Below are 23,764 nucleotides of genomic sequence, written 5' to 3' on the forward strand. Positions count from 1 at the left end.
GGGCTGTGTTTTAACTTAGTAAATAACCCACTTAAACCTCTTGTTTAAGTGGGTTATTGGCTTTTAATCAGACACTCATGAAAATATCCTACAGATACTACACTTTGAATGAACTGATAACTTCCTTAAGACTCTGAGCAATCTCCGCAAGCCCTTTACTGGCTATTTCCATCTGCTGCATTGAGGCCGATTGTTCTTCGATGGCCGCCGAGATAGTCTGGGCTTCGCCGGCTGCCTCTTTGCTGAGATCATTTATTTCCCTTACAGCTGTCACAATTTGCTGGCTGTCACTTACAACCCGGTGAATAGCAGCCGTAATTTCCGTTACCTGACCGGATACGTGAGTTACTATTTCCGCAATATCTCCGAAGGCCGAGCCTGCAGTATTCACGACCTCTGTTCCCACCTTAACCTCTTGCGTACCTCTATCCATAGCGACAACAGCGTCATTAGTCTCACCCTGAATTTCGCTAATCAGCTCAGCTATCCTCTTGGCCGCGTCCTGTGACTGCTCGGCAAGCTTGCGAACTTCTTCCGCCACTACGGCAAAACCACGCCCTTGCTCGCCAGCCCTGGCAGCTTCTATCGCGGCGTTTAGGGCCAATAGATTCGTCTGACTGGCAATTCCCGAGATTGTGTCTACAATCTGCCCTATTTCTTTTGACCGCTCGCCAAGTTTAGTAACAACACCGGCAGAACTATTGACAGTTTGCTCTACCATCAGCATTTGCCTTACCGCCTTTTCAATAGAAAGGGCACCCGCTTTCGCCTTCTCGGCCGCTTGCGCGGAAGATTCTGCTACCTGATCAGTACAGTTGGCCACATACCTGATTCCATCTGACATATGTTCAACAACGTGAGCAGTATTATCAACAACTATTACTTGGTTTTCCGTGCCACCAGCTACCTGGGTTATAGAGGTAGCTACCTGGTTGGCAGCCTGCGCTGACTGACTAACGCTAATAGAAAGCTCTTCACTGGAAACCGCCAGTTTTTCCGCCTCTGTATGTACTTTGCCGATGATATGACAGATAGAGTCCAACATTTTATTCATTTCGCGGGCTATTGTTCCCAGTTCGTCATGGGACTCAATACTTAGACGGGGAGTTAAATCACCAGTGCCAATTGTGTTAATCATCGTAGACAAGTACGGCAGTTTTTTTAACATATACTGTAGTACAAAGTACATCAAACCTACTAATACAAGAATTGCAATCACAAAATAAATAGTAATTTCACTAAAAAACTCATTTACTTGTTTAAATATTTCCTTTTTGGCCGTAACGGTAGCTATCGACCATTTGGCATTAGGCACAGGGGCATAGCAGATGTATTGTTCTTCATTATCAATGACTGCGGTCTGCAAGCCGGTTTCACCTGCGACCATTTTCTTGCCGATTATGCCTAGCAAACCAGGCATTGCTGTCAGTTTTTCCTTAACCACATATTGTTCATTGGGATGGTAGATAATTGTACCGTCCGGGGCCAGTAGAATTGCATAACCGGATTCTCCGATTTTATAAGACTTCATTATTTCAGGCAAAGCATCTAAAAATAAGTCAATAGCCACAATACCTAATACATTCTGGCCGTCTTTGATTTGAATCATTACACTCAGAATTACTTTGCCAAACACCTGATCCATATAAGGATCGGTATAATAAACGCCGTCGGCGGCTATAACCGGTTTATACCAGGGCCGCTCATGCAGATTGAAATCCGGTTTTGATAGAACATTGCCTGTGCCAGCTAAGAAATTGCCTTTTTCGCTGGACACCCACACCATGGCAACATCTTTATCGGTTCTTTTTATTGCCTCTAGCGATTTTATTACATCGGCATAATATGGGTTGCTTAATGCTTCCTCCCGTGAACCGGCGGTCTTTAAATAATTGACAATCGCTTGGTTTGTTGTAATTTCCCTAACCAGCACTCCCTTTTCACTAAAGAAAGCATTTACCTGGTTGGCAACACCTAGACTTTTGGCATTCATACTGTCTTCAATATTCTTTATGAAAGCTTTTTCCGTATAAGATTTAATAAAGATTCCGGCTGCTAACAGAAAGACACTCATGACGATCAATAAGATTACCGCAGATTTCTTGGCAATTGTCCCTAATATTCTCGACTTACACTTTTTAGTTTGCATACTACCGGACATTACTATACCTCCTTCACTTCCACTATTTCGGCTATTGTGCGTTCGATAGAGATCTGCCTAACCGGCCTATGTCTCTAGTGATCTGGCTACACTGAAATCATAATTACTTTGCGAATTCTTTTACGCTTTCAACGTAGATAGATACTATTTTCATTTTACTCTGAATATTTCGTTACCTACCAGTGCATAGCAACAAAGAAAACCAAAGCTTCCTGTGCATAATGCACAATAAGAAGCACAAGTATAATCGAAGTACCCTCTTATTGGAAAAGCGAATATGTCACCGAGTCCGTCAATAAACAGCCCCTGCATACCTCGTTAATGACGAAGAAACAGGATATAACTTTTCGTCACATCCTGCTCCCTTGTATGATACATACCATTTGGTACCGTTTTTTGCATTATTAGGTCTTTTATTTAATTATGCGCTTAATAAGCGGCCCCGACATTCCCAGAAATAAAACCAATATCCCAGCTGCAGATCCGGCAACACTACTTGAGTGACCACCAAAGTATAGCAACGGAAAAGCAAAGAGAATAAATACCGGCAAGAGTGCCACTATCTGTTGCATTTTTCTCACCACCCGAAATGATATGAGGCAAATACTACTGCTCCAAATATCGCGCAAAGCAGTAGCGCTCCCCCTAAGACCTTTCTGATAACAATGCCTTCCTGTCCTAAAATTCCGGCAGTTGTTGTCCCTAACAATATCTTACTGGGCGCAATAATACTGCCAATAGCACCGCCGACAGTCTGAGCCGCCAGCAAAGGAACTTTATCGATCTGCAGCATCAAGGCGACTTTTTGTTGGAAACCGCCGAATAATATGTTAGAGGATAGATTGCTGCTAGTCATAAAGGTACCTAACAGCCCGATAAATGGCGAGAGTATCGGGTAGATGCCGCCAGTCACATCGGCGACTCCCTGGGCCAGTACCGTTGTCTGTCCTGTCTCATCCATAACCTTGGACATAGCAATCAAACCAATTACGGCAATGGCTGAAGGTATTGTCTTGCTGAGAGAGTTTTTTAAAATGCGCTCTATACCGCCTGCTTGTATATAGCCCCACCGTGTATAGCAAATATAGCCAATAATAGCAGCCAAGAACAGGAATGCGCCGGAGTGAATAAGCGGTGCAAGCGGTGCATAAGCCGAATAGCTGTGAGTTTCAAAGCCTAATGCTGTCGTTTTTCCGGCAAAGGCTAATGAAAGCTTCCATTGCCCGAGATAGTCCTTTATGCTGTTGTTCAATAACACTACAACGGCAATGATAATCAAAAACAAATACGGAATAAACGCCTGCTGAATAGTCATCTTACTGCCAATTGGTGTATTATCCACTTTTTCTTCAGCCGGATCAAACAGCTCCATTGGTTGGCGATAGTAATCCAGCCTGCCGATGACAAAAATCACTCCCAGAGATAGGGAGGCAACAACAAAGTTGCAAAGCATGGGATTCAGTAAGGCCAGCCACATTTGTCCTGCACCTTGCAATACTCCCAGCAAGAGTACAGTAACGGCGTTACGTCTAACGCCCCGGGAACCTCCGGCCAAGCCGGCTATCAGCAGCCCGACAATGAGATTGATAATACCTAACATGGCGGTAGTCCAGATAATTGCCCTATTCATAGTCAATGGATCACTAATTTCCACCTGACTAATTAATCCATCCCAAGCTAACCCCAAAGTCCCGAAGGTATTACCCCATGCCTGGCCCAGCAGAGTTATGAGTACCGCTGTTAACGGCTTCACACCCATACCGATTAACAGTGGCGCTACAACAACTACCGGAACGCCAAAACCAGTAATTCCCTGGAGGAAACCAACAAAAATCCAGCCAACCGCCAGAACTTGCAGGACCTTGTCAGGTGTAAAACGCTGCATCCCCACCCGAATTACGGCAAAAGCCCCGGATTCCCGTGAAACTTCATAGATAATTAACGCAGGAAATACTACCAAAATGATTGATAACGAGTACCACATTCCCTTAGCAACAGCCAAAGCAATCATATCTATGCCGCCGCCAAAAACGAAATAGGCGATGAGTATGGAGAATAACAAGCCGGCCGATGCCGCCTCATCGCCACCCCATTTACAGTAAAGCAACAACACTAGTAATACAAGTATCGGCACCAGGGTAGCAAACCACTGTCCTATATTTATCGACATAGTGCCCCCTCCTAATCTTATAATGTTTTAGCAATGCCACCAGTGCTTTTTTTAAAGCAACCGTGCGGTGCCTTTACAACTGATTCTCGATAATCCTGCGGCAACGGTGAATGTTGCCGCAGGATTCTGGTTAATATTTGAGAAAAGCGATATTAGAAATAATGGTTTTACAAATTCGCTTGTGACACCAGGTCCGCATTCTTTTCCTCGAATATTGTACCTTTTTTGAAACTAGAGCCCTTATACGTATACTTCATTAGCAGATAGTAGGAAATACCCGCGACCACGAAACCAATAATCCAGGCCAGCTCTACTTTCATAAAAGCGGCACCGGCACCGATCAACATGGCAATAATCCCGCAAGGATTATAACCGGCAAACTGACCGTCTTCCTTGTATAAATCGGCAATATTTACCTTTTGTTTTCTTAAAACATAATACTCAATTAACAAGATGGAAACAATCGGTCCTAAGAAAGCAGAGTAAATCAGGATGAACAATCCGAGTCCCTCGGCCGAGGAATCTTGCACAAGTACCCAAGGACATGCACCTAAAGCAAGTAAGCCCGATATGGTAACAGCTACTTTATATTTCAATTTTGTAATTAAGGTAATTACGTAGGTTGGAGGAATAATATTAGCAACCATATTTACGGCAACAGCACCCATAACAATAAACGCCGATACAAGGAAGGTAATATAATCGTTATTAACGACTATCGCAAACGCTTTTACCGGATTGGATATGCCGGTTGTTGAAGCAAGCATTGCCCCGATACACAATACGGATCCATAAGCTAATGCTATTGGGAAAAAGTATAACATTCCGCGTTTGCCGTCACTAATTCCGGTTTTTAATTCTCTTGAATAGTCTGCCGCGCTCAAAAAGATTGCTGCATAATTACCCATAAACATCATGATGAAGGCAAAGAACGGTAGACCCCATGTGCCTTTAGCATGCACCCATTTTTCAGCAATAACTGCACTATGGGAGTTGAGCAGAACGATAAACACATAAAGAAGGGCCAGCATTATAACCGTAGATATAACGGATTCAACCCATTTAATGGCATGAAAACCATAGAGAGAAAGAACTATCTGTACCAATTGAAGCACTATAAAGCAAGCAAAGATATTATCAAAGCTGCCACCCGTGACAATCTTGGCAATCTCATTTAATGCCGTACCACCAATCCAGCTTTGAAAACCGTACCAGATGATAGCAGGAATCCCGCGCAACAAGGAAGAAATGACACATCCTTTTATACCGAAGGACATCCTGAGTTGCACCACATAGGGTACCCCTGTTCGATAGCCCAGCCTGTCATTTAATGAAAAAACGGTTGAGATGATACCAATGGCAATAATTGCTGCTACAAAGGTCTGAAAGATGTTTAGGGTTGCGACACCGGCGACAACCAAGCTTGATCCCAGTGTCATATTGCCTAGGTTAACACCATCACCTAACCACATAAACATGTAATCAATTGGACCTACTGTTCTGGCTGTGGCTGATTTGGGGATGAGGGATTCATCCACTCCTGTGCCATGTTGAAACTCCGCCGTTTTAGTGTTATTATTTTCCAAATTTTCACTCATTTGCAAAATCACACCTTCCCTCTCATTTATTTCCTTACTATTAAGAACAATCGGCTTAAATATTAGGTCTCAAATGTTTGCCAATAGGCTTGGAAATAATCTTGCCACCCTTAAATACAGTTGTGCCCCTGAGAATTGTCTGAGTTACTGTGCCACGGAAGCGGTCCCCGACATACGGGCTGACTTTGTGCAGGTAAAATAGATTCTCAGCTTCTAAGGTAAAGGCTTGCTCCAAGTCTACCAGAGCAAAGTCGGCATCATAGCCTACCGCAATTTTACCCTTGCCTTGAATCTTAAATATTTCGTTTACATTTTGGGCAGTCAGCCTAGCGATATCGGCAAGAGGAACTTTGCGGTCATGGTAGGCATGTGTCAACAACCCTGATAATGTCGTTTGGCAAGCCGATATTCCGCCCCAAACCTTTAAAAATTCTCCGTTCTTCAGTTTTGGGTCACAGGGCGAATGGTCGGAGGAAACAAAGGCGATTTCGTCGTTCAGTAGTTTGGCCCACATCTTGGTTTGATTGTTCGCATCACGAATAGGTGGTGAGCATTTAGCCACCGTTCCCAGCCGTTCAACATCGTCATCGGTAAGAATTAAATAATGACCAATTGTCTCGCAGCAAACATCAACACCTCTGCTTCTGGCTTGGCTAACTAGTTCAACTGTCTTGGCCGTACTGATATGAGCAATGATTAATTTGCAGCCAGTCTCCTCAGCGAAGGCTATCATGCGGGAAACGTTTTCGATTTCGGTAATCGGCGGCCGAGCTGCAAAGTAATCCCGAACGGTTGTCTTATTATTTGCCAAAGCCAGTGATGTTAGATCTCTTGTGATTTCTGCATTTTCACAATGAACCATCAATGGTAATCCCAACTTGGCTAACTTTTCCATACCCACAAGTGCCGTGTAATCATCCGCTCTTTCAAATTCGTCAATACCGCTGAAGCAGGAAAACGCTTTAAACCCGATTACACCGCACTCAGCCAATTCTTCCAGTTTATCCAGGTTTTTCGGGGTAAAGCCGCCCCAAAAAGCGTAATCAACCAACGAGTCCTTTTGTGCCACCGCCAGTTTAGCCTTAAAGTTTTTGGCATCAAGTGTACATGGACTGCAGTTAAGCGGCATATCAAAGTAGGCCACGCCACCGCCGGCTGCCAAAGCAGAGCTGCCGGTTGCGATAGTTTCCCATTCGGTGCGGCCTGGATCATTAAAATGCACGTGACCGTCTGTCAGCCCGGGAAATACGTGTTTGCCTGTTGCATCAATTGTTTCTTTCGCCTCCCCGGCTATTTCAGGGGCAATCTCCACAATTTTTTCATCACAAACACCGACATCTGCCTGTTTTACGCCATCAGGACAAACCAGCATTCCGTTTCGAATGATTACATCATAACGTTTGCTCAAGGTAAATTCCCTCCTTATTTATTTTATTTTTCCTACAAACTTACCAAAGCCTTTCTGTCCAACCAGCTTGCCGTTTTCTGCTATAACTTGTCCTCTGACTAGTGTGCACACAGGTAATCCCACACCTTTTAAACCTACAAAGGCAGAAATTTTATTAACATAGTACAGGGATTCCGGGGTAATTTCCCATTCTTTTTCCGGATCGAGAATAACAAGGTCGGCGTCAAAGCCTACTTCAATGGCACCTTTTTTGCCATATATCCCAAATACTTTTGCCGGCCCTTCGCTCAGTGATCTTGCCAGGATTGTCGGACAATAGCCTCTCTTTTTGACACCTTCGCTGAAAACTACCTGCATGGTATTCTGGATACCGCTGATGCCGCCCCAGGCACCAAAGACGCCGTGAGCTGCTTCACTTTTTTCACTGAGTTCGCAGGGTGAGTGGTCTGAACCAACGCAGCTTAATGTTCCGTTGTTTACATACTCCCACATTTTCTCGACAGCCTGAGCTTCCCTTAATGGCGGTGCACATTTGAATAAACTGCCGTTCTTAATTACATCCTGATCAGTAAATGCGAGGTAATGTCCGCAGGTTTCACCGGTAACATCCACACCTTCAAGCTGGGCATCCCGTATAATCTTCGCCACGCTGGGATGGCTGACATGACAGATATGAACTTTGGCATCAAGTTCCCGGGCCAGGTCGATAATGTTCCTAGTTGCCACAAATTCAGCAATTACCGGTCTGGAATCGAGGAAATCCTGCCAGTCGTTCTTTTCCTTACGCTTGGCTCTGGCTTCTTCCCATTTGATTATGGAGTAATCTTCGCAGTGAAAACCGGCACGGGCACCCACACTTTTCAAGATTTCCATAGCTTCTTTGGCTTGTCCAATAGTAAGAGACACATAATCGGGAGAAACAGGACCGATAAATGACTTAAAGGCAACGCAACCTTTTTCATCAAGTTCCTTGAGGCTACCTAAATTGTAATCAACAAGTCCTCCCCAGAAGCAGTAGTCCACATAAGCATTGGGAGCAACATGCGCCAGCTTCTTTTCAAAGATTTTGCCGTCAGTCAACGCAGGTTCATTCTGCAGGGGCATATCAACAATCGTGGTAAAGCCCCCAACTCCGGCCGCAGCCGTACCATGAGCATAATCCTCGCGCCAGTTGTAGCCAGGATCGTTAAGATGGGCGTGACTGTCAATTGCACCTGGAAAAACGTAGTTCCCTTTAGCATCAATAACTTTCTCGGCCTCAACAACAGTCCCCGGTTCAACGATGGCTGCAATGGTGCCATCGTTAATACAGATACTTGCCTCAAAAACTCTGTCTGAAGTTACAACCCTGCCGTTTTTAATAACCAGATTAAACACTGTAAGACCTCCCCTTACTAATATCTTGATCTGTCCTGTGACAGAGGGTACACGTTAGCTCTGTCCGTTCCTTTTATTTATAAGCCAATTCATACAGCGCTCCCACAAGAGCCTTTACTCCTTCTCCCAAGTCACAGGGATCGGTGTATTCTAGTGGCGAATGACTGAGACCTTTGTGACTTGGCACAAACAACATGGCTGTCGGTATTCTCGGCGCCATAACCTGGGAATCATGTCCTGCCCCACTATGCATCATTTTATAACTCAATCCATTTTTTTCGCATTGCCGTTTTAGCACATCTACGATGCCTGTATCCATAGGAACCGGGGCAGCATCCATCCACATATCAATCTCAATCCCAACCCCGGTATTTACTGCAATTTCCCTCATTTTGGCAGTGACTTCATCACTAAAGCTAACCAAAACATCTTTATGGGTATGACGGATATCAAGTGTAAATAATACCTTGCCAGGAACAACGTTTACTATATTAGGCGTGGTTTCTAATTTGCCAACCGTAGCCACCAGAGGATCACCGTAGTGTTCAGCCAAATCCATAATAGAGCAGATAATGCGGCTAGCTGCTTTGAGTGCGTCTTTACGATACCCCATTGGTGTTGTACCGGCATGGTTGGCTTCACCGGTAAGCTCCACGGTAAAACGCCGTTGGCCGACGATGTGCTGTACAACCCCAACTGATTTTTTCTCAGTCTCTAACACACCCCCTTGCTCAACATGAACTTCCAAAAAGGCTTTTATATCGTTTCGTACTATACTTCCCTCTGGCCGGAAGTGAAAGCCCGCTTTACGCATAGCCTCAGTGAAGGGTATACCGTCGAAATCAACCATTCCTTCTACGTCTTCCCGTTTGGCAATACCGAGAATATTCTTTACACCCCAGTAAACATACGGGAATCGGCTTCCTTCCTCCTCGGCCATCGAAACCACTTCAATGTTACGCAACGGTTGACCAAACTCTTTTTTCAGAAATTCCAGGGCGATAATCCCCGCAATTATGCCAAATTGGCCGTCGTATAAACCGCCGTTTTTTACTGTATCTACATGTGAACCTGTTAGAATAGTCTCATCTTTGTATGTTGATCCTTCTAACCGTCCAAACAAATTTCCAACGTCATCATACTGAACAAGCAACCCCGCTTGCTGCATGTACTTCTCTAATGCCTTTTGCGCCTCCACCCACTCTGGCTTATAAAGAAAACGCGAGACTCCACCGTTTGGGTCTTTACCATATTGGCCTAACCATTTTAAGAGTTTCTCGGTTTCCTGTCCAAAGTCAAACGTACTCATAGTTTCCCTCCGTCATAACTGTAATTGCGAATGCTAACTCTATACCTACACCGTATCCTATTGCGGCAAAAAAAGTTAAATATCCGCCCCCTTCAGTCGTACTTCCACATCATTTTTCGGGGTTGTCTCATAATACGTCACAATAAGAACAGTTGATTTATAAAAAATCTTCAGAAACTTTCCCTCAGAATGTTTCTTTACCGCTAATATATTTTAGTTGCAACTCTGCGTTTTGTATACTAAGACAACTCCTGTTAACTTGCTTGTTTAAATTAATTGTACTGAATTTTTTCATTTTTCGACCAGTGCATAATTTTAAAATAAACATGTGGCAACTGTGCACATTGCATATACTTTTAGTTAACATTATATTATGAATTAACAAATAAAACCCATCTTGAATGCTAAGAAGACTGTAACAGGTCTCACTCTGTCTTATTTGCTATGCTTTTTTATTTTACTCGCTTTTTCATGAATGTTTTTTTAAAAAAAGTGAGTATATTTTTGTAGCAATTCTATTGAATTTACGTTTGATCTATCCTGGCAAAAATATAGAAAAGCTAATGATATTTGTGCATTTTGCTTATTCATACATAGACTAATAGAAGCACAAGATACCATTTTATGCCTTACATGGTATGATTAAGCATAACAACATTGCCATTTGATTTTTCCAGCATGGCCTCATCTACCTTGGAATAGGCTATTTTATACGAAAACCAGCCTATACATAAACTAGGAATAAGCAAATAGTAATAAATAGAAGGATTAATTTTGGCATAAGACTCAAACTAGGCTTATTCATTCGTAATTTCCCCCTTATTTTTTTGTTAAACTCATTTGCTCTGAAAGTTTTACAGCAACGATTTTGCGAGTAGGATAAAACCATAAAATAATGTTTGTCTATTAAACTTCTACATTTTTCGCGTAAGTCTTTTGGCAGTTGCGGGTAAAAAATGCTATGTCTTTTTATCCTATTCATGCAAAATTTAATATACTGCTCTTAGAATTTCACCCTAAAAAATAAAGCCCTGGAGCCTATAAAGAAAAACATTCGTAGGCTCCGGGCTTTTTACGTAAATCGTAACGGTAAAAACATACAATTTTTTACTGCTTTTTCGTTCAAAAGGTTATGGCTTTTTACGTGACATTCTCTTTAATCTAATGTGTCGGAAGCAAAAGCGCTTTTACCCTCGTAGCGGTTGAAATGAATATCATCACTAACAAGATAATCATAAATTTCTTTTACAATAGGAATACCATTGCGTTCATATTCCTGAGCTTTCTTTTCTGAAGATTCGCCTGGAACCAGCACACTGTCAAAGCCAACAGCAGGGCGAAGTTCATGCAGCTCATCCACCATTTTACGCACATTATTTTTGAATGTATCAATAGATGAAAAATAATCTGGATTTATTACTAGATGAACCTGTCCCAGTTCACGTCCGGCAGAAAGATCAGCATACATAGAAGTTACATGCTTTCCAAACGGAACGCCCAACAAGGATCCACACAAAATATCGACCATCATCATTAAGCCATAGCCCTTGGAACCGGCAATAGCCACAAGGCCGGCAACAGCAAATGGATCAGTAGTAGGATGTCCGATCTTGTCTACCGCCCAGGTTTCCGGAATTGCCTTGTTTTTCGCTCTGGAATCCAGAATTTTTCCCCAAGCGCCTACTGTAGTAGCCATATCGAAAACAATTGGCGAACGGCCTGCACAGGGAGCAGCAAAGCCGATAGGATTTGTTCCGAAGTATGGATCCGCGGATCCATATGGTACAACCATCGGGTCGGATTGGCACATGGACATGGCGATCATATTTTCTTCGGTAGCCATTCTCAGGAAATAGGAAAGAGTGCCGCAATGTCCCAGTTCACGCATACCGACAAAACCGATTCCGTTTTCTTTAGCCATTTTTATGGCTTCAATCATACCGTTTTTGGCAACAACCATACCTACTGCGTTGTCCCCTTCGTAAATACCTGTGCATGGTCCTGTTTTTCTAAAGGAGAAATTAGGCTTTGCATTGCTGCCACCCTTGGAAATCCGTTCTGAATAATATTCCACCCGCACTGCTCCATGGGAATGTACGCCTCTGCTATCTGCATAGGTTAAGTGATTGGCAACTTCGTGCGCGTGATCTTCTGGCAAGCCGGCCTTCATTACCTTATTCTTAATCAACTGATGCAATTCTTCTTTGTTTACTAAGACCATTTCCTGTTGACTCATAATAAACAACACCCCTTTTTATTCTACTGGCGTCTTTGTTTTGACGTACTTTTCTTACAACTTCTCCTTAATTGTACTTTTCTTATCCCCTTTTTTCATCATCCACATAGGCTAATTCACTCGGCTTGATTTGTCTGTTTTAAACAAATAAATAAAGTAAACTGCACCCCAAATGTCAGTAAAACCTAACGTTCGGAGGTGCAGTTCAACATTAGTTTAGGCGAACAATAAACATCCCAAAATCCACAAATCCTTTATAAATCTAAGGCATAACAATCATTTAACTAGCTTTCGTATTTCATTTTCAGCCTCTTAAAATTAATTATGTAGCCGATTGAGTAGTTAATTCCCCGGTGCTCGGCAAACTCTGATTAGGAGTTACCTTATACCAAGCGGCATACATGGTAGGCAAAACCAAAAGCGTCAATACAGTTGCACCAAACAGGCCGGCGGCAATGGCTACCGCCATCGGTCCCCAGAATATACTGGAAACCAAGGGGATCATTCCCAGGATAGCCGCTGCTGCTGTTAGCAATATTGGCCGAAAGCGTATAAGAGTAGCATTAATAATGGCATCCCATAATGTTTCACCGGCAACTTGCTGCTGGTCAATCTGATCCATCAAAATGACTGAGTTTCGCATAATAATTCCGGCCAGGGCCAAAATCCCCAACTGCACGACAAAGCCCATAGGCTTTCCTGTTAGCAACAGTCCAACGGTAACACCAATAATACCAAGTGGAGCAGTCAGCAATGTTAATACCATTTTAGGGATATTCTGCAGTTGAATTATTAAGAGGATCATAATCGCTATGATCATTACCGGTACAGGTTTGGCGATATACCCGGAAGCTTTGATGCTGGACTCCTTCGAGCCATCGTATTCGATACTATAGCCAAGTGGCAGCGAAGCCCGCAATTCCTCAAGATTCTTATATACTTGTTCCGTAATATCGTCACCGGTTAAGCCAGGTCTAATTTCTGCCTGAACGATAATCATAGGCTTTAGATTATATCGGTAAATCACCCCTTCTTCTGCACCAAACTTTATTTTTGCGATTTGATCAAGTGGAACATACTTACCGTTGCCAATATGAATGTTGAGGTCTTTCAGATGAGATGGGTCATTACGACTCTCGGCATCAAAGCGAAAGACCATACTAATGGTTTTATCGCGGTCCCGAAATTCGGAAATCGGCGCACCAGATAACTGTGCTTGCAGGGAAGTAGCCAGAGATTGTGAAGCGACACCTAACTTTCTAGCTTTATCCTGATCAATTTCCAGATGTATCACTTTACTTTTCTCATACCAGTTTAAATTTGTACTTGTTACACTGGGATTAGCCGCCATCATTTTTTCAACCTGTTTAGCAATTTCCCGGACTTTGTCGTGGTCGTCACCTTTCACACGCAGCATAACCGGATAGTCAGCGCTAGGGCCATTAGAGATGACCTTACTATGGGCCCGAACATCAGGGAATTCCTCTTTTAAAAGTTTGTTTAGTTTGACCTGCAATTGGTCACGGGCCACAGCATCTTTGGCCACAATAACAAACTCGGAAAAGTTAGTCTTGTTGAATGTAGGCTCAAAACTTAAGACGAAACGGGGAGCTCCTTCCCCTGCATGATAAGTATAGAAATCAATCAATGTATCTCCATTTAGTTTTTCTGCAAACTGTCGCGCCATTTCATCACTGCTTTTGACAGTAGCGCCTTCGGGTAGTTGTAACTGAATGATGAGCTCCGGACGGGTAGATGCAGGGAAAAATTCTTGTCTGACTAATCCCAGTAAACCAATAGAAGCTAAAAAGCATCCCACGGTAGCAGTTAACACTAGTTTGCGGTGATCCAAGCACCAAATTAGAACTCTCTTAAACAATAAATAAAATTTTGAGTTATGTAAATGCTTTTCTTCATCATGGGCTTGGGGCTTAATTTTTATAAATAAGTAACCTAATAATGGTGTGGCGGTACCGGCGACGATCCATGAGGTGAGTAACGAAATTGCGACAACAGAGAAGATAGAAGTACAATATTCAGATGCACTGCCAGGCGCAAAGCCAACAGGAATAAACCCGGCGACGGTAACAAGCTCACCGGTTAACCGCGGATATGCAGTAGAAGTATAGGCAAAACAAGCTGCATCAAATCTGCTCCAGCCTTCTTCTAATTTAACAACCATTGTTTCAATAGTGATAATTGCATCGTCAACTAACAGGCCCAATGCAATGATAAGGGCTCCCAGAGATATTCTCTGCAGGTCAATACCCATAAGATTCATGAAGGTAAATACTATCGCAATAACCAAAGGAATACATAGTGCCACGATTATGCCGGAACGCACGCCAAGACTGGCAAAGCTTACAATAAGGACAATAATGATAGCTTCCGCCAACGATTTGACAAACTCATTAATGGAAGTTTCCACTACTTTCGGCTGATTGACCGTCTGATGAAGCTCTAGTCCTGCCGGCAGTTCTTTTTTGATCTGCTTGATTGTTTTATCCAGGTTTTCGCCAAGGGTAAGAATATTTCCACCCGGTTCCATCGCCAGCGAAATTCCCAGGGCCGGAGCACCATTATAATAAAATTTGGGGTCGCTGGGCTCCGCGTAAGCACGAGTAATTTTAGCTATATCCCCTAGACGCAAGGTACGTCCGCCTGCTTGAATAGGGGTTTCACGAAGATCTTCAAGGCTCTCAAAGATACCGGTAACCCGCAAATACATATTATCAGAAGCCGTTTCAAGCATACCGGCGGCAGACATAGCATTTTGCGTCTGCAGGGTAGCCGATATTAAACTGGGATCGATCCCCAATTGGGCGAGCTTACTATTTTCTATTTCAATATAGATCTTCTCCGTTTGGACCCCCAGTAATTGCACTTTTTTTACACTGGGAGTACCGAGAAGGATGCGACGAATTTTTTCGGCTTTTTCCCGCATTTCTTCATAAGAATAACCATCACCTGTTAAGGCATACACAACACCATAGACTTCATCAAACCGGTCATTAAACTGAGGAGGCATGACTCCATTCGGTAGTGTACCGGCGATATCATTAACCATGTTGCGGGCTTCTACCCACCTGCTTCGAACTTCAGCCTTGGGCACCGTATCTTTTAGATTGACGTAAATAACACTAAACCCAGGAGTAGAATAGCTTTTTAGGTAATCAAGACCAGGCAAATCCTGAAGCTTTTTTTCAACCTTGTCGGTAACTTGCTCTTCTACTTGGCGAGCAGTAGCCCCAGGCCAGGCAACCGTTACAATCATTTGTTTGATAGTAAAGTCAGGATCTTCCATACGGCCTAAATTATTATAGGAGAAGATGCCGGCAAGGAAGAAAAGAGTGATGAAGAAATAAATGACGTGTTTATGCTCAAGGGACCATTTGGTTAAATTGAAGCTATTCATAACGAATCACCATCAAATTTTACCTTTTGCCCTTCTTTGAGTTTATGTACCCCTGCAATTACAATCCGGTCCCCTTGCCGAAGGCCGCTGATTACTTGAATGGTTCCGTTGCCAATATTACCGGCTTGAATCGGCTGTAATGCGAGTACGTTCTCCGTTACCACCCAGACTTTAGGGGTATTTCCGTCTTGATAGACAGCAGTTAACGGAATATTTATTGTTGGCTGCGTATTATCGTCTATGGTTACAGCAGCTGTCATTCCCAATTTTATTTCTGACGGAGGATTGAGTAAGCTAATGCGTACTTTGAAGGTACGGGTAGTTTGATCTGCCATGGGGGCAATTTCTCTAATACTGCCATTTACTGTTACGTTAGGCAAAGCCCAAAAAGCAACTTTAATCTGTCCGGCTTTACGCAATTCTTCTATGCGATTTTCCGGGACACTGATTTCTACCTCGCGTTCACCGTCTTGCACGACTGTAATGACGATTTGTCCGGCAGTAACCACTTGGCCCGCCTCAGCAACAATACTGGAAACAACGCCCGGCTTATCGGCCCGCAAAAGACTATAATCTAATTGATTGGAACCCTGTGCATACTGGGCAGAAGCTTGTCGAACGCCAGCAACTGCCACTTCATACGAACTGGCGTATTGATCATATTGCGCACGGCTGATAGCACCGGTCTCTAAGAGTTGGCGGTAGCGATACAGATTGCTTTCAGCAAGCTTTAGTTGCGATTCGGCAGAAGCTACTTGGGCTGAACTGCTGTTTACCGTTTGTTGAATATCTCTGGAATCAATTTGCATTAATATGTCACCGGTATTCACTGCAGTACCGAGTTGAACATTTCTTTTTATAATTTTTCCAGTAACCTGAAAAGCTAATTGACTTTCATAGCGACCACGGACTTCCCCTGAATAAGTATAACCAGTTATGTCCCTGTTAACATCGCCAACTATAGCAGTACGTACAGTTAGACTTTCTTCGACTACTGCTTGTGGACGGTTATGTTGAGCTAGTGTAATACCAATAATACCTACACTTAATCCAACTGCAAGTAAGCCGTAATACAGCTTTTTTTTAGATATCTTAGTTAAAAAGTTGATTCTTACCATTTTCTAACCCCTCTTATAACAAGTTTTGGCAGACAACGATCTGCCAATTGTTTACAATACTTATTTTTTTATTCCTTATTGTTTAACTGGATATCACAGTCACCAACTCCTCATATCTTTGGAATAACCTTAACGGACGGGGGTTCATAAATATAAACGTGCAGCATTTCATCTATACTATTAATCTCGATTTTTCCAATGCTTCGTCCTTCCCAAATCCACGCTTTCCTCATTTCGGAAACTAATTGGCTAATTTGCTCCTGAGATAATGGTGAGTCTACCGAAACGGGAATGCCTTGGATAATCGAATACATGATAATGATTCCTCCTTACTATTTTAGTTTTAAGCCACTACTAAATACCATAATTGCATTCTAAAGGAGTTGTTTATTTTGATCACTTAAACACTTCATAATTAATTGATTACAGTCAATTAATTGGTAAAAAAAGAGCTCACCAGATTATACTGGATAGCGTTTTACCTATCTCATTCAATGACGATATTTATAGTTCCCTGTTCCGATCCCAAAACACGTTCAATTAGCTCTTCTGACAGTTTAACCTGATGTGCGAGCAACTCTTTTGATGATTTTTCGTAAATCTCGTTAATCAAAGACTCTATTATGGCTTGAATGATATTTACTGCAGCTTGTGGATGTGGTATTTGAAAGCAATTTTTTTGATTCCCTTCTTCAACAATCTCGAGGAATAAAGGATATGTTACTTGTTTTCCTTGACGCGCTAACTTATCAAGGAAATGAATTGTGCGATCATTATAAAGAAATTCAAATGATAAATTTTTATCTCGATAAAGACTCTTAAGGAGAATTTGGATTATGAGCTGAATTTTACATGCTGGAGTAATACTATCAGTTCGAATCTTCATTTTAACTTCTGATACAAAAGTCAAAAGATGCCGTTGAATCATCGCCTCTAATATCTCTTCTTTGGATTTAAAATAGTAATAGATTGTTCCGTGTGCTACACCCATGTTTGTTACGATATCACTAATACTAGTCTCCTGGTAACCTTTTGAATAAAACAGAGGTTCGGCAGCATTTAAAATTTCAGTAATACGTAATTGGGGGTCTTGTGGTGGTCGAGCCACTGTTATCACCTCATTATTTGACTCAAATCAAATTATAGAATAATTTGGCAGTTCAAGTCAAGATTTTTTTAAATCACAATCAAACTTATAGTCTACTTCCCAACTGTTTAACTATTCCCTTGGTATTTTAGGCATTGCTATTGATAAAATCAGAGTTAAGGCGGCTATCGCTATGAGTATTATAAATAAAGCATGTAAAGAATAGTGTAAAGAAAGCTTTATTTGTTCGCTGGTAATGGCAACCGTATATGCAGAGGACTTATATAAATTACTGGGATCTATACCTTTTATACCAAGTTCGATGAAGTATTTAGATATATATAAATTAAATATACTTCCAAATACACTTACACCAATTGTTTGCCCTAATGTTCTAAGCAGTGAATTTGTCGCAGTGGCAACGCCTCGTTGGTTATATTCTACGGATTCCTGCACAATTATTGTTAAAGTAGTAAAAGCGCCGCCAAACCCAACGCCCATTATGACAACATATAGTAAGAGTACAAGTAAAGAGGAATCTATCCCTAAGGTAGGCATCAAGATTGTGCTGATAAGTAAAATAACATTAGATATCAGTATTGCTGTTTTTGCTCCATATTTTATTATGCACTTCCCCAAAATCACGGAGGCAATTAACCATGCAACCGACATGGGAGCCAGAGCCAATCCTGACATTTTAGCACTAAAACCTAGTACATTCTGTATATATATTGGCAGATAAACATTGGCTCCTATTAATATAGCCGCAGCTAAAAAACTTATGGCATTTACAATAGTGCTAGTCTTAGTAAAAATGTCAAAAGGAATAACCGGTTCCTTGGCTTTTCTTTCTATTTTGTAGAAAGCAGCTAACATTATCATCGTAAGTAGAACTGATATTGCAATAAACATATTGTGATTAATATCTATATTTTCACTGGATATGAAGATATTCAAAAATATAAGGATTGCCGCTGATAAAGTAATCGTCCCTGCAAAATCAATGCTGTGCTTTGTCTTGGTGAATTTTTCCTTTAGATTCTTTTGCAAAAGAATAATAGATAATATTCCAAATGGAATATTTATAAAAAATATCCAATGCCAAGACAGCATCTCTACTAAAATTCCTCCCAAAAACGGACCCACAAGGCTGGCAATCCCCCATACGGTACCTATGAAGCCTTGGATTTTCGGCCTTTCTTCCAGGGTAAATATATCGCCGATGATGGTATAAGTTACTGTAAATATTGAACCTGCGCCTGCCCCTTGAATTGCCCGGAAGCCAATCAGCATATACATACTCTGTGATAGTCCGCATAAAAGGCTTCCGGTTAAAAAAATGATGATTCCGATTGAAAGTACATTTTTTCTTCCATATAAGTCTGACAGTTTCCCGTAGATAGGTGTTGAGATTGCTGCAGTTAGTAAGTAGGACGAAAATACCAAGCTGATAAATTCAAATCCCTGCAAATCCTTTACTATAGTTGGAATAGCCGTAGTTACAACCGTTCCCTCAACTGCGCCTAAAAACATTGCTAACATTAATGCGATAACTATATTTAACTGGCTGGATTTCATTCTTCCAATCACTGCCTCTACTAGATTTCTTGGTTAAATCTGACTCTATTATTATTAAAATTTCTTTAACAGTGTAGCCCGACTCGGTTTCGAAGATTCCTCTATAAAGAAGTATAAACTGTTTGGAATTGAGTTATAAAAGGTATTTTATTAAAGATTGATACCCTATAGCAGAATAAACCACCCGGCCCTGCGGGTGGTTTATTTCACGCTCTATAAGGACTTTAGATAATCGTACCATGTTCTTTCACATTTATTCAATCCTTATGCAAATAGTTCTCTAGTGTCATCATTAGGAACCCGCAAAAAGCGGCATTATCCACCTGCAATGAAGTATGAACCTTTTGTTTCATCTGCATGATTTGTTCTCGATAAGACTTATAAAATTCAAAGGTTGGGGTTGAATTGTATTTGATTCCCGTCAATTCAAAGTACTCTATTATTCCCTTCGCGGTGGTCGGTTTGATGAAAACTTCCACACTTGGCCGGTAATAGATAGGATAGATCGTTAATAATGGCCATTTTGCCAGTTTGTACTCTTGAAGTAGTCCTGTCATCAACCCAAAGCCAAATGCTTGATCACCATGTAGAAATTCCTTAAGGCCATGGGTTAAATGCTCTTTCTCACTGTCACTCAAGACTTTAATTAAATCTCTAAACTTTGGTTTTTCAAAAACAGAAATCAGCGAAGACTGGCTAACAACCTTCCCCATGGAATCTATGATATTATCGGCAAATTCAAACCGCTCTATCGCAAAACTATCTTGTGCCATTTTTTTCATTTTTTCCACTTTGTGTTTTTTCGTTAGTTCTATCATCTGCGGATTAGAAAATCCACCAGGAAATTGCATGATAAACTTTTCTTCGGCTTCTTTTAGCTTTGCTTTATTCACAGCCTTATCTCCTCTTCATAAGAATTCCGAGAAACACGCCGCTATAAGTGGGAACATGGTTGAGAATCTCCTCTTATCCGAACAATCTATTTCTTCACCTAACTAAGCTTATTTGCTTATCTTACTGCCATTAAACAAAAAACGTATAATTGTTAATATGTCGGAAGGTTTCATTTGTTCTTCATAGCCAAGTTCTTTAAATTCAGTCATAACACTTTCCTGTATTTCCCGCGATATCGATTTTATGTTTTTAATTTCTGAAATAACAGCTTTAATTTCACCATTATCCATGACTTCGATAATTTTCTGACCTTTTTCCATCCCTATGATCATAAGAAAAACGGCCGCCTTTTCTACTGGTAACATGTAAGAATCCTCCTTGGACAAAAGGTCTAGACTTGTAAACTTTATCGTACCACATGTATAACAAAAAGGGAATGTCCCATTGATGACAACACCAAGGATGAAATCCTGCAGCTTATTCTGTTCTAAACTTTACAAAAAAAGTAGTGCCTTCTAACGAACTGTCAAATTCTATCACCGCTGTATGCCTTTCCGCAACGCGATAACAGACGGCTAACCCTAACCCAGTTCCTTGGTCTTTTGTAGTGACAAACGGCGTTCCCAGCTTATGTCTTATTTCAGACGGAATACCCTTACCGGTATCTTTAATTTCCAAAACGATATTATCATTATTGCTGTAAGTCTTGATTATAACACTGCCGGGCAACTCCATGGCTTCGTACGCGTTTCGTACCAAATTCAAAATTAGTTGCCTTATTTCTTTATTGTCAAGAAGAATATCCGGGATAGGTGAAGTCTCTAGGCGGAGGCTATGGCCAAAACACATTGCGTCGGCCTGTAATAAAGGCTGCATAACATTTATAATATCGTTTAAATTACCTATTTCTAATTCGGATCTCTTATTTTTCGCAAGGGACAAAAACTCGGTAATTATTGAGTTGGCCCTATCAATTTCGTTAATCATGATCTCAAGCTGTTCATCGTAATCAACGAACTTTGGACTGCGCTGAAAAAACTGGAGATATCCTCTCACTGCGGTCATTGGATTACGAACTTCATGCGCTATACTGGCTGCCATTTCGCCGATAAGATTCAAACTCTCGAATCTAGCCAGTTCAGAATCAAGCTGCTTTTTGGCGGTGATGTCCGTTATAACGTGAAGCATACTGGCAATACCGAATACTTCGATTGTTTCACAGGCCAAAAGCCCGGTGCGCACAGTATCACCGCAGCGATATTGCAACTCATAGTTCGAAATATAGCCTTGGCCAAATAGTAAGTTTTGCAATTCTTCTTGCTGTTTTGCATCCGCAAAAAGATTTAATTCCAGTACCGACCGTCCAACGACTTCTTCCCTTTTAAGACTACAGGCCTTTAGAAAAGCCTCGTTAACATCAATATAAGTCCTATCCTTAAGTGATACTAGCATCATAAGATTAGGGTTTAAATTAAAGGCTTTCAAGAAACGTTCATTTGCTTGTTTGATCTCGGTAACATCCCTCGAAAAACCAAGGACAGTCTCGACTTCACCACGCGAATTCTTTTCCGGTATATACGTCAATTTAAAATGCCGATTTCGCCATTTTTGAAAGTCTTTGTTCTCATATTCGACCTCTACTTTAGTACCTGTTTCGACAACTCTTTTTACTGTCTCAACTACAAATTGACTATACATGGGCGGAATAAAACTATATTCGCCTGGCTTTCTCCCTAGCGGAAACTTTCTCCCTACACGTCTTTCCGCTTCGGGATTGAAGTATAATAGCCTGCCGTCACGGTCAAAGCGATATATTGAGTCAGGAGAGTTTTCTGCTAATGTTCGGTAACTGTGTTCCCGCTTTCTTAGATTTTCCCTCAGGTCGATAATTTCAGCAAATACTGGAATAAGCGGCGGAAAACTTTTGAATTTACTAATGTCAGTACAAGCTTCTTTAGCTTGTACTGCGAATTCCTTAAGAGATCTATCAATACCATTAAAGCACCATCTTATGGTAATGATGATTAGACACCAAATCCCGAAGGTAACAAGAATGTTTCTTGCTAATACTGCATAAAATTCATTTTCAATATCTTCAATGGTTATATTAACCGCAGCATGTCCAATGACTTTACCCTCATACAAAAGCGGGTAAATAACTGCTAATAGCGGCTTACCGCCCCGCATTACACCGCTATCTAACTGCACAAAAGTAATTGCTTGGGTTTCATAAACCTGTAAAGCAAGCGGATGTGCCTGCACTCCAATTAAATTTTCTTTATATGGCGCAAGCGCAATTACGTTGTAATCGCGATGATAATACGCCAATCCATAGCCAGGATATTTTTGAAATACCTCATTAATGAAAGGCTGAAAAAACTCATTAAGTATCCGTCGCTTTTCGTCAACCGAAAGATTTTGGGCATTTCGCTCCTCCAAAACACTATCATAAGACCGAATAGCCTTCTGATCTAACGTGTTTGCAATCATAGTCAGAGTCTGTTGTTTTTCAAGTATAAGACGTTGTTTCGTATTATTTGCATTTATATAAGCAAAAAAAATCAGAGGAATTGTTACTATTATCGTAATCAAAATATATACTCTGGCATGGATAGAAGATGGCAACAATATAAGCCCTCCTAAAAAACGGATACTCTTATATTGTTTTCCATGTTTTGGCATATTCCTCTATTTTTTTCAATGAAACTCAGTTTTTATAATTAATATTTTTTATTAGTAAATCAAGACCTGCGTAACGCATTTGTTACGCAGGTCTTGAACATTTGATCGGAAGCACAGGTTGCTATTTACGCTCATCTGGTCGCGCCAATCCTAAATTAACATGGCAGTACCCGCCAGGTGTTTTTTCCAAATACCTTTGATGATAGTCCTCGGCGGGAAAAAAGCTCTTCATAGGTTCAACTTCTACTACAATTGGATCCATATAGTGGGGTTGCATTTCATTTATAAAATTTACAATGATCTCCTTTTCGTCATCAGATGAGTAATACACTCCTGATCGATATTGATTACCTCGGTCCGGACCTTGGCGGTTTAGTGTAGTTGGGTCGATAATCCGGAAAAAATGTTCCAATAGCTTCGGTAATGGCAAATGCTTTTCATCATAAGTAATCTCACAGACCTCAGTATATCCGGTAGTACCCGAGCATACCTGCTGATAGGTAGGCTGGTCTATCGTACCTTGCCCATATCCTACCTTTGTATCCAGCACTCCTTTGAGCTGCAAGAAATACGCCTCAACGCCCCAAAAACAACCGCCTGCAAGCCAGATTTTCCGCATAAGAGGCTACCTCCCAATGGAATAAAATCACTTATATAATATACTTCCCCACTTTTCCGCTACAATTACAGTATAACTAGAAAATCCGCTCTTTCAAGTAGTTAAGATTATA

Annotated in this window: 17 protein-coding genes; all 17 read right to left on the bottom strand. The window is 41.4% G+C overall.

Annotated elements, in window-relative coordinates; all coding sequences use genetic code 11:
* Nucleotides 1-97: 97 nt before the first annotated feature.
* Nucleotides 98-2,161, bottom strand: a complete 2,064-nt coding sequence (locus SRRS_RS15500) for a methyl-accepting chemotaxis protein (RefSeq protein ID WP_371361766.1) — start codon at nucleotides 2,159-2,161, stop codon at nucleotides 98-100.
* 413 nt (nucleotides 2,162-2,574) lie between these two features.
* Complete coding sequence (locus tag SRRS_RS15505; protein ID WP_371361768.1) at nucleotides 2,575-2,733, bottom strand: hypothetical protein; 159 nt, start codon at nucleotides 2,731-2,733, stop codon at nucleotides 2,575-2,577.
* Between the two features lie 5 nt (nucleotides 2,734-2,738).
* The gene (locus SRRS_RS15510) at nucleotides 2,739-4,331 is read right to left on the bottom strand and encodes an L-lactate permease (protein ID WP_371361769.1); all 1,593 of its coding nucleotides are present in this window, start codon (nucleotides 4,329-4,331) and stop codon (nucleotides 2,739-2,741) included.
* Between the two features lie 167 nt (nucleotides 4,332-4,498).
* On the bottom strand, nucleotides 4,499-5,929 hold the full coding sequence (locus tag SRRS_RS15515; protein WP_371361771.1) for an NCS1 family transporter: 1,431 nt from the start codon (nucleotides 5,927-5,929) through the stop codon (nucleotides 4,499-4,501).
* A gap of 55 nt (nucleotides 5,930-5,984) precedes the next feature.
* Nucleotides 5,985-7,337 carry an allantoinase AllB gene (gene allB, locus SRRS_RS15520; RefSeq protein ID WP_371361773.1) on the bottom strand — a complete coding sequence of 451 codons (1,353 nt, stop codon included), beginning with the start codon at nucleotides 7,335-7,337 and terminating at the stop codon, nucleotides 5,985-5,987.
* Nucleotides 7,338-7,355: 18 nt separating this feature from the next.
* Complete coding sequence (gene allB / locus SRRS_RS15525; RefSeq protein WP_371361774.1) at nucleotides 7,356-8,714, bottom strand: allantoinase AllB; 1,359 nt, start codon at nucleotides 8,712-8,714, stop codon at nucleotides 7,356-7,358.
* Nucleotides 8,715-8,787: 73 nt separating this feature from the next.
* The gene (gene allC, locus SRRS_RS15530) at nucleotides 8,788-10,023 is read right to left on the bottom strand and encodes an allantoate deiminase (RefSeq protein WP_371361776.1); all 1,236 of its coding nucleotides are present in this window, start codon (nucleotides 10,021-10,023) and stop codon (nucleotides 8,788-8,790) included.
* Nucleotides 10,024-11,179: 1,156 nt separating this feature from the next.
* On the bottom strand, nucleotides 11,180-12,259 hold the full coding sequence (gene allD, locus SRRS_RS15535) for an ureidoglycolate dehydrogenase (RefSeq protein ID WP_371361778.1): 1,080 nt from the start codon (nucleotides 12,257-12,259) through the stop codon (nucleotides 11,180-11,182).
* A 322-nt stretch (nucleotides 12,260-12,581) separates the two neighbouring features.
* On the bottom strand, nucleotides 12,582-15,674 hold the full coding sequence (locus SRRS_RS15540; protein WP_371361779.1) for an efflux RND transporter permease subunit: 3,093 nt from the start codon (nucleotides 15,672-15,674) through the stop codon (nucleotides 12,582-12,584).
* Nucleotides 15,671-16,792 carry an efflux RND transporter periplasmic adaptor subunit gene (locus tag SRRS_RS15545; protein ID WP_371361781.1) on the bottom strand — a complete coding sequence of 374 codons (1,122 nt, stop codon included), beginning with the start codon at nucleotides 16,790-16,792 and terminating at the stop codon, nucleotides 15,671-15,673. The genes SRRS_RS15540 and SRRS_RS15545 overlap by 4 nt, the downstream gene beginning before the upstream one ends.
* A 110-nt stretch (nucleotides 16,793-16,902) precedes the next feature.
* The gene (locus SRRS_RS15550; RefSeq protein ID WP_371361783.1) at nucleotides 16,903-17,106 is read right to left on the bottom strand and encodes a hypothetical protein; all 204 of its coding nucleotides are present in this window, start codon (nucleotides 17,104-17,106) and stop codon (nucleotides 16,903-16,905) included.
* A 173-nt stretch (nucleotides 17,107-17,279) separates the two neighbouring features.
* Nucleotides 17,280-17,900, bottom strand: a complete 621-nt coding sequence (locus SRRS_RS15555; protein ID WP_371361784.1) for a TetR/AcrR family transcriptional regulator — start codon at nucleotides 17,898-17,900, stop codon at nucleotides 17,280-17,282.
* 111 nt (nucleotides 17,901-18,011) lie between these two features.
* Nucleotides 18,012-19,469, bottom strand: a complete 1,458-nt coding sequence (locus tag SRRS_RS15560; RefSeq protein WP_371361785.1) for an MDR family MFS transporter — start codon at nucleotides 19,467-19,469, stop codon at nucleotides 18,012-18,014.
* Between the two features lie 245 nt (nucleotides 19,470-19,714).
* Nucleotides 19,715-20,350 (bottom strand): hypothetical protein, encoded by a 636-nt coding sequence (locus SRRS_RS15565; RefSeq protein ID WP_371361786.1) that lies wholly within the window; start codon nucleotides 20,348-20,350, stop codon nucleotides 19,715-19,717.
* A gap of 108 nt (nucleotides 20,351-20,458) precedes the next feature.
* Entirely contained in the window at nucleotides 20,459-20,716 is a 258-nt protein-coding gene (locus tag SRRS_RS15570; protein WP_371361788.1) for a hypothetical protein, read from the bottom strand.
* 112 nt (nucleotides 20,717-20,828) lie between these two features.
* Nucleotides 20,829-22,979, bottom strand: coding sequence for a PAS domain S-box protein (locus SRRS_RS15575; RefSeq protein ID WP_371361789.1), 2,151 nt, complete (start codon nucleotides 22,977-22,979; stop codon nucleotides 20,829-20,831).
* 175 nt (nucleotides 22,980-23,154) lie between these two features.
* Nucleotides 23,155-23,652: a peptide-methionine (S)-S-oxide reductase MsrA gene (gene msrA / locus SRRS_RS15580; protein WP_371361790.1), complete on the bottom strand. Its 498-nt coding sequence runs from the start codon at nucleotides 23,650-23,652 to the stop codon at nucleotides 23,155-23,157.
* Nucleotides 23,653-23,764 lie beyond the last annotated feature (112 nt).

The sequence above is a fragment of the Sporomusa rhizae genome, from assembly GCF_041428845.1.
GTDB classification, from domain to species: domain Bacteria; phylum Bacillota; class Negativicutes; order Sporomusales; family Sporomusaceae; genus Sporomusa; species Sporomusa rhizae.